The 2,828-nt window shown below is 42.1% G+C and carries 2 protein-coding genes; both read right to left on the reverse strand.

The window, feature by feature from the left end:
* Nucleotides 1-578: 578 nt before the first annotated feature.
* Entirely contained in the window at nucleotides 579-1,169 is a 591-nt protein-coding gene (locus RE317_RS20850; protein ID WP_004295513.1) for a replication/maintenance protein RepL, read from the reverse strand.
* Nucleotides 1,170-1,607: 438 nt separating this feature from the next.
* Nucleotides 1,608-2,711, reverse strand: a complete 1,104-nt coding sequence (locus RE317_RS20855) for a plasmid recombination protein (protein WP_007219893.1) — start codon at nucleotides 2,709-2,711, stop codon at nucleotides 1,608-1,610.
* Nucleotides 2,712-2,828: the final 117 nt, after the last annotated feature.

Here is a 2,828-nt window from a genome sequence, read left to right on the forward strand (position 1 = left end):
GCCGGCTGACAGGGGGTTAAGGGGGCTTGTCCCCTTACACACGCACCCTTTAGGGTGCTAGTGTGCTATCACCATACTGCATAGGTGCGAAGTTAGCAAATGTTCTGTAAATGCACAAATAAAGGGGAAAACATTTGGATTTGCGACAATAAAGTACTACCTTTGTTGCTGACCAAACGGTAGCCGACCGATACGGGAGAGTTACCAAAATACAAGCCGCTGGAGTTAATTGACGGACATCCGACATCTCCAGCGGCTTTATTTTTGCCTATCTGCTTCGTCTAGGCATACCAGTACCTCTACTAAAAATGTACTTCAAAGATACTTATTTTCTACCGACTTGATAGTTTTTACCCCATATTCTTGGACATTTTTCCCCCATGAGGTTATCTTTGTAGGGTGAAAGAGAAACCCATAAACGGGGATAGATTGAATGCTGGGAAGCATAAACAATCGGGGTAAGGTTAGCGAACCTTGCCTTTCATCCCCCATTATAACTTTACATAGAGGAACTTTATCTATCCCCCCCCCGCCCCCAAAGGGGGAGCGACCAAACGGCAGCTTCACTCAATGGAGTGTTACTGTTCATCAAAGCCAAGTGATAATTGTCGTTTCTCTGCTTCTTCTTTCTTTTGGGCAGCTAAAGTCTTTTTCCGAACGTATGTTTTAGCAAATGTCACTCGGTCACCATTGAATACTATCAGAGGATTAATAAACCAAAGATTATCGGCTGGTCCTCGGGCTATGATTTCAGCTTTTACAAGTTCTGCAAGTCCTTTATAAACGGCTTTGTCTGTTTTGTATTTGGTATATTCTAGGCATTTTTTTCTATTGAAGATGATTAAATCATTTTTGGGTTTCATGCAGGTCATAAAGTAACCAAAAACCCGAATAGCTGCTTGTGATAGGTCAAAGAATGCAGCAAAGTTAGAAAGATACAATTTAGTGAATTGTTCTTCATCTACTTCTATTTGACGGATAAACGAAGTCTTAAACACTTCTCCAGTTTCAGTGTCGGCTAAAGCTACTACGGCTCTCTTATCGCCACCACTATTACTCTTATACTTTTTAACAACATGATTTTCAATACCTTCTATAGCTTGTTTCATAAAAGGATTTTCTTCGTTCTTTTGAAAATCGGTTAACTTAACTGCTTTTTTATTTTCCATTTTGATGTGTTTTTGGGAAATATTATTCTCCACAAAGTAAACTATTATTTTCCATAAAAACAATATTAAGGGAAATATTATTTTCCTGTTTAGTATTATATTAGGAAATCAGTATTTTCTAGATTGGAAAATGAGAATTTCCAATATGGAAAATGCCCTATATTGTGTATCAAGTACTTAACTTATTCTATTTCTTCTATTCTTAATATACCCCCAAAACAGCACAAAATCAGTCACTTAAAAATCATCGGTCGGGGAGCGCCCAGCGGCAAGGGGCGGGACCACCCGTCCCGACGAGCGCCACACCATAAACTTTTTTTAGAATAAGCACACAACCGTTTTCCGAACCCTGCAAAATTTCTTCCGAATCCGAACGACGTAACACTCCATTGAGAGAGGCTGCCGTTTGGTCGCTCCCCCTTTGGGGGCGGGGGGGGGTTACATACCCATACCGAAACCTCTGCTTCTGGTGATTTGCTTGAGTAGGTCTTTCCCCTCTTCCATAGCTTTTGATATGTTTGGGAAATGATGCCTTAAAGCCTCCAGTTGTTCGGAATTGAACAAGTCTTTCATCTTACCAAGTTCTTTTTTCAATTCCTTGGTTTCGGTCTTTAGTTCTTGGTTCTCCGTCCTTAATCGGTTACTGGTTGTCCTTGCGTTGTCCATTTGTTGTCTATAATACTCCTTGTCATTCTCGGCTTTGAATGCCTTTGTGCCGTTTTGCTCTTTTTCAAGTATAGCCTTTCCCAGTCTATCGGATAGCTGTTCATTTTCCCCCTCTAAAGCCTTTACTTTGGCTTTTAAGGCATCCTTTTCCCTATCGTTGACTGTTTTTCCAATCAAGCCGTAAAACTTCTCTGAAGCCTTAGAAATGAGTTTTTGGACGTTCTTCTTTGTTTCAATGGAACGTAGTTCTTTCTGAAGCTGAAGAAGCTGGTTTTGTACGTCCTTGTGTTTGTCTAATGCACTGGATATATCGTTTGATAGTTCCTGAAGCTGTTCTTTCGCACATTCGGTCTTGTACTGCATAGCCGATAAGTGTTTGCGGTCAGAAGAAACGCCACGTTCCATGCCCAGTGTTTCAGATGCTATGGTTTGGAGTTCTGCCATGTCATCACGCGATAAACGCACACTTTTCCCATTCGGCTGCGTCCAATCGAAAACTACATGGGCATGAAGGTTAGGTGTCCATTGCTTTGCGTTCATGTATCCTTCGTCCTTGTGTATATGGATTTGAAATGCTTCGATACCGAAACGTTCTTTGCAGACCGTGGCAAACTGCTGGAGTTCCTGCATGGTGGTTTCTTGTTTGATTACTATTACTCCCTCTCGTATGGGTGCGGCTTTAGCCTGCATCTTCTGCCCAACCGTATCGAGATATCTTTGTTTCGCACTTTCCAGCCGATGGGAGATGCTATCTCCAACCCAGCTTTCATTCAAATGACTAAGTTCGGGACGAACATAGTCCAACTCTTTTTCCCTAAAGTTGTGAATCTCACTCCCCGGCTTCACTGCTTGTACATGAATACTTGTTGCTCCCATAAGTTAACATTTTTGTGACAATCGATAACAGCCGGTGACAGCCGGCTGACAGGGGGTTAAGGGGGCTTGTCCCCTTACACACGCACCCTTTAGGGTGCTAGTGTGCTATCACCATAC

It is taken from the genome of Phocaeicola sp. GP0067, from assembly GCF_031119655.1.
GTDB classification, from domain to species: Bacteria; Bacteroidota; Bacteroidia; order Bacteroidales; family Bacteroidaceae; genus Phocaeicola; species Phocaeicola vulgatus.

Excerpts from the sequence above, each read along its gene's own strand:
- RE317_RS20850 (WP_004295513.1), bottom strand. The coding sequence starts at position 1,169 with ATGGAAAATAAAAAAGCAGTTAAGTTAACCGATTTTCAAAAGAACGAA.
- RE317_RS20855 (WP_007219893.1), bottom strand. The coding sequence starts at position 2,711 with ATGGGAGCAACAAGTATTCATGTACAAGCAGTGAAGCCGGGGAGTGAG.